The sequence below is a fragment of the Streptomyces sp. MnatMP-M17 genome (genome assembly GCF_900091995.1).
Taxonomy (GTDB): Bacteria; Actinomycetota; Actinomycetes; order Streptomycetales; family Streptomycetaceae; genus Streptomyces.
The window spans coordinates 1-5,691 of record NZ_FMDK01000334.1; the positions used below are offsets into that span (position 1 = coordinate 1).

Here is a 5,691-nt window from a genome sequence, read left to right on the forward strand (position 1 = left end):
CGAGCCGCAGAAGCTGCTCGCCGACGGCTGGCCGCCGCATGTCAGCGGCGGTATCGCCGTGGTGCTGTTCACCGTGGCGTACGGGCTGCTCGCGACGGCGTTCGTACCGCGCCCGCTGCTCAACATCGCCTCCGGCGCGCTCCTCGGCTCCTATCTCGGGCTGGCCGCCGCGCTCGTCGGGACGGTGCTGAGCGCCGCGCTCTCCTTCGGGCTCGGCCGCTTCCTCGGGCAGGAGGCGCTGCGCCCGCTGCTGCGGGGCCGCTGGCTGAAGGCGGTCGACCGTCAGCTCAGCTCCCACGCCTTCCGGTCGATGCTGGCGATCCGGCTCTTTCCCGGGGTGCCGTTCGCGCCGAGCAACTACTGCGCGGCCGTCTCCCGGATGCGGTGGACGCCGTTCCTGCTGGCGACATTCATCGGCTCTATCCCCAACAACGCGGCGTATGTGGTCGCGGGCAGCCGGGCCGCCTCGCCGACATCACCGGTGTTCCTGATCGCCATGGGCTTCATCGTGATCTCCGGTCTGGTCGCGGCGGTGGTCGCCTGGCGCAAGCGCCACCACCTCCGCCGCTGACCGGTGCACTGAAGCCCTGCTGTCAGCTCACAGCGGCAAGCCCGAGGTCGCCGCCCGGCGGCGCCGCGAAGAACCGCGTCACATCGGCCTCGGTGACGTCTGCCAGTTCCCTCGGTGACCACCGCGGTCTGCGGTCCTTGTCGATGACCTGCGCGCGGATGCCCTCCAGCAGATCGTGGCTGGCCAGCGCGGCGCACGAGGCGCGGTACTCCTGGTCGAGCACCCGCTCCAGCGTCGGCAGCCGACGGGCCCGGCGCATCGCTTCGAGTGTCGCCTTGAGCGCGGTGGGCGACCGGGTCAGGATCGTTTCCGCGGCCTCCTTCGCCGCGGGCCGGCCGCTGCCGAGCAGCCGCTCGATGATCTCCTCCACCGAGTCGGCCGCGTAACAGGTGTCGATCCACTCGCGGTCCGCGGCGAGTTGGCCCTCGGGCACAGCCGTTCCGTGCTCAGTGCCGTACTCGGTCCCGTACGCGCGTACCGTCCCGATGACATCCGCCGCCGCGCGTATCCCGGGCCCGGCCAGCGCGGTACGCAGAGCGGCCAGCCGCTCCGAAGGTACGAAGTGGTCCGCGAGCCCGCACAGCAGGGCGTCCGCCGCGCCCACCGCCCTGCCGGTCAGGGCGAGATGCGTCCCCAGCTCGCCCGGCGCGCGGGAGAGCAGATAGGTGCCGCCGACGTCGGGGATCAGACCGATTCCGGTCTCGGGCATGGCGACCGCCGACCGTTCGGTGACGATCCGCAGACTGCCGTGCGCCGAGACACCGACTCCGCCGCCCATCACGATGCCGTCCATCAGCGCGACATAGGGCTTGGTGGAGCGGGCGATACGGGCGTTGAGCCGGTACTCGTCGCGCCAGAAGGCGGGCGAGGCGGAGCCTCCGGCGCGTGCGTCCTCATGGATCGCGCGGATGTCGCCGCCGGCGCACAGTCCGCGCTCGCCGGCGCCCGAGATGAGCACCGCCGTGACGCTCTCGTCGTCCTCCCACTGCGCGAGGGCCTCGGAGATCCGCAGGACCATCGGGTGGGTGAGGGCGTTGAGCGCGCGAGGGCGGTTGAGCGTGATGTGGGCGGTGCGGCCGGCCCGGCCGAGCAGTACCGGTTCGTCGTCGTGGACCATGCCGCCCAGTATCCGGCACGCCCGAAGCCGTCCAAGGAAAGTACGTCCAAGGTCGTCAGGTCCGTTCCCCGGACCGGGCTGGCCGCCGCGTCATGCGAGCCTCTAGGCTGGACACGCAGTCGGTTCGCGCTGTCCGCCAGGCAGCCGCGTCGTAAGAGGGAACCCGGTGGAAGTCCGGGACTGCCCCGCAGCGGTGAGTGGGAACGACCGCCGTCATACGCACTGGACGCACCGCGTCCGGGAAGCGACGGTCAGTAGGAGCCTCGTACCGGTACGTACGTCATACGTACGGCCAATGGTTCACGGCCACGGCCACGAGGTGTGCCCACAAGTCCGAAGACCTGCCACTGCCCGTGTGCGAGCACCGCACACGGAGATCTCGGTGACCTCGTGGGCGGGTCGGCGGATACGGACGGGCGTGCGCGACACGTGGCTGCGTGGAGCGCGGCACCGTCCCGGCTTCCGTTCCTTCGCCTCCTACGAGTTCCGCCGGGATCGTTCCCGCACGACTCGCGAAGGAGAGTCCCGTGACACCCAAGTCCGCAGCCGCGGCAGCCCGGTCACATCCGAGTCCGACGTCGGGTTCGAGGTCGACGCAGACGCCGAGGGCCACTGTTCTCGGCTACCCGCGCCAGGGCGCGGACCGCGAACTGAAGAAGGCCGTCGAAGGGTACTGGAAGGGCCGGATCACCGCGGACACGCTGCGGGAGACGGCCGCAGGACTGCGCCGCGACAACTGGCGCCGACTGGCCGACTCCGGTCTCCACGAAGTGCCCACGGGCGACTTCTCGTACTACGACCATGTGCTCGACACCAGTGTGATGGTCGGCGCGGTCCCGGCCCGACACCGGGCCGCCGTCGAGGCCGACGCGCTCGACGGCTACTTCACCATGGCGCGCGGCGCCCACGATGTGGCGCCGCTGGAGATGACCAAGTGGTTCGACACCAACTACCACTACCTCGTCCCGGAGTTGGACCCGGACACCGTCTTCTCCGCGCACTCGGCCAAGCAGGTCACCGAGCTGCGTGAGGCCGTCGCGCTCGGCCACACCGCCGCCCGGCCGGTGCTGGTCGGCCCGCTCACCTATCTGCTGCTCGCCAAGCCCGCGCCGGGCGTGGCCGACGGTTTCGAGCCGCTCACCCTGCTCGACCGGCTGCTGCCGGTGTACGCGGAGGTGCTGGCCGACCTGCGCGCGGCCGGTGCGCAATGGGTGCAGCTCGACGAGCCCGCGCTCGTCCAGGACCGTACGCCCGCCGAGCTGACCGCGCTCGCGCGCGCCTACCGTGAACTCGGCACGCTCACCGACCGGCCTCAGCTTCTGGTGGCGTCCTACTTCGACCGGCTCGGCGAGGCCCTGCCCGTACTGGCGAAGGCACCGGTCGAAGGGCTCGCGCTGGACTTCACCGGCCCTGCCGCCGCCAATCTCACCGATCTCGCGGCGATCGGCGGACTGCCCGGCAAGCGGCTGGTCGCCGGGGTGGTGGACGGCCGCAATGTGTGGATCAACGATCTCGCGGCCTCGCTGACCACGCTCGCCACCCTGCTCGGTCTGGCCGAGCAGGTCGATGTGTCGACATCCTGCTCACTGCTCCATGTCCCGCTGGACAGCGCCGCCGAGCGGGAGCTCGATCCGCAGCTCACCCGGTGGCTGGCCTTCGCGCGCCAGAAGACCGAGGAGGTCGTCACTCTCGGCCGGGGCCTGGCGCAAGGCACCGACACCGTCGCGGCCCGGCTCGCCGCCAACCGCGCCGATCTTGCCTCCCGTGCCGCCTCGGCGATCACCCGCGATCCGGCGGTACGGGTCCGCGCGGCGGCGGTGACGGACGCGGACGCCCACCGGGACCAGCCGTACGCGGAGCGCACCGCCGCACAGCACGCGCGCCTCGGGCTGCCTCCGCTGCCGACGACCACCATCGGATCGTTCCCGCAGACGGACGAGTTGCGTACGGCGCGCGCCGAACTGCGGGCCGGGCGGCTGGACGGGACCGGATACGAGGAGCGCATCGCGGCCGAGATCCGTGAGGTCGTCTCCTTCCAGGAGAAGGCGGGCATCGATGTCCTGGTGCACGGCGAGCCCGAACGCAACGACATGGTGCAGTACTTCGCCGAGCGGCTGACCGGATATCTCGCCACACGGCACGGCTGGGTCCAGTCGTACGGCACCCGCTATGTCCGTCCGCCGATCCTGGCGGGCGACATCTCGCGGCCCGCGCCGATGACCGTCGCCACCACGTCGTACGCGCAGTCGCTGACGGACCGGCCCGTCAAGGGCATGCTGACGGGCCCGGTCACCATGCTGGCCTGGTCGTTCGTCCGGGACGACCAGCCGCTCGGCGAGACCGCCCGGCAGGTGGCGCTCGCGCTGCGGGACGAGGTCGCGGATCTGGAGGCGGCCGGTACGGCCGTCATCCAGGTGGACGAACCGGGGCTGCGGGAGACGCTGCCGCTGCGCGCGGCGGACCGGTCGGCGTATCTGGACTGGGCGACGGAGGCGTTCCGGCTGACGACGGCGGGCGTCCGTCCCGACACCCAGATCCATACGCATATGTGCTACGCGGAGTTCGGCGACATCATCCGCGCCATCGACGACCTGGACGCCGATGTGATCAGCCTGGAGGCCGCGCGCTCCCATATGCGGGTCGCCGACGAGCTGGCCGCGGCGGGCTATCCGCGCGAGGTGGGCCCTTGGTGTGTACGACATCCACTCACCGCGCGTGCCCTCGGCCGAGGAGATGACCGCCTTGCTGGGCACGGCACTTGAGGCGATCCCGGCGCGGCGGCTCTGGGTCAATCCCGACTGCGGTCTGAAGACACGCGGCTGGTCCGAGGTCCGTACGTCCCTGGAGAACCTGGTGGCGGCTGCACGGACGACACGGAGCCGTCTCTCGTAGGACAGTCAGGGAGCCCGAGGCGCGGCCGAGGGCGACGTGGTGTCCTCGGTCGCCGGGCGGGCGGGTTCGGTCCGTCCGGCGGCCGAGGACGAATCGGCGGCGACCTTCTCCGTGCGGCGGGTCAGCCGGCGTACATCGGGCACGGTCAGCACCGCCGCCGTCAGCAGGACGATCAGCGCCGAGCAGCCCCAGAGCGCCGCGCTCCGCCCGAAGGCGCTCTCCGCCGGTCCCGCGAGCGCCGTGGCCAGCGGGACCATGCCGACCGAGCCCAGCCAGTCGTACGCCGAGACTCGGGAGAGCTTCTCCTCCGGAATCTCCTGGTGCAGGGCCGTCATCCATGACACGCCGAAGACCTCCACGGAGATGCCCGTCAGGAACATCACCGCCGCCAGTCCGGCGGCGGACAGCGGTACCGCGAGCCCGGCCGAGGGGAGGGCGAGCGGGAAGATGCAGAGCGTGCCCGCGAGCAGCAGTCTGCGCGGTCGCCAGCGCATCATCAGCAGCGCGCCGCCGACGGTGCCCGCGCCGAAGGCCGCCAGCGCGAGGCCCCAGGGACCGGGCCCGCCCAGCTCGTCCCGGGCGACCAGCGGCCCGTACACCGCCTCGGCCGCCACGACGACCGCGTTGACCACGGCGAACTGTACGACGATGCTCCACAGCCAGGACCTGCCTATGAACTCCCGCCAGCCGTCGCGCAGATCGGCCAGCATCCCGCCACCGGGCGCACGGACCGGGACACGACTGACGTCGAGGAAGGCGCGTAGCGCTCCCGCCAGCAGGAAGGCGGCGGCGTCGATGGCGAGGACCCAGCCTGGCCCGAACGCCGCGATCAGCGCGCCGCCCAGGGCCGCGCCGCCCATTCCCGCGCCGTGCATCGCCATCCGGTAGAGGGCGAAGGCGCGGCCCGCGTGCGCGCCGTCGACACTGGACAGCAGCATGCCCTCGGACGCGGGACTGAAGAAGGCGTGACCGGTACCGCCGAGAGCGGCCAGCACCATCATCTGCCACAGCCGTGGCTCGCCCGCGAGAACGAGCACCGCGAAGCACGCCTGTGAGACGCAGTTGAGGGCGTTGGCCGCGACCATCACCCGGTGCCGCGGCAGCCGGGCGG

Annotated in this window: 3 protein-coding genes, 1 pseudogene and 1 riboswitch; of the genes and pseudogenes, 2 read left to right on the forward strand and 2 right to left on the reverse strand. The window is 71.8% G+C overall.

Features of this window, described 5'->3' with window-relative positions:
• A partial coding sequence (locus GA0115259_RS15555) for a TVP38/TMEM64 family protein (protein WP_107469193.1) occupies positions 1-571 on the forward strand: 571 nt, incomplete at its 5' end.
• Between the two features lie 22 nt (positions 572-593).
• Here the strand turns inward: GA0115259_RS15555 and GA0115259_RS15560 are convergent.
• Positions 594-1,688, reverse strand: a complete 1,095-nt coding sequence (locus GA0115259_RS15560; protein ID WP_093596691.1) for an enoyl-CoA hydratase/isomerase family protein — start codon at positions 1,686-1,688, stop codon at positions 594-596.
• Between the two features lie 103 nt (positions 1,689-1,791).
• Positions 1,792-2,052: riboswitch (cobalamin riboswitch) on the forward strand.
• A 163-nt stretch (positions 2,053-2,215) separates the two neighbouring features.
• On the opposite strand from GA0115259_RS15560, the pseudogene metE reads away from it, so the two are divergent.
• Positions 2,216-4,580 (forward strand): annotated as a pseudogene (metE, locus tag GA0115259_RS15565) (5-methyltetrahydropteroyltriglutamate--homocysteine S-methyltransferase).
• 5 nt (positions 4,581-4,585) lie between these two features.
• Here the strand turns inward: metE and GA0115259_RS15570 are convergent.
• The coding region (locus GA0115259_RS15570) for an MFS transporter (RefSeq protein ID WP_093596697.1) at positions 4,586-5,691 on the reverse strand (1,106 nt) is incomplete at its 5' end.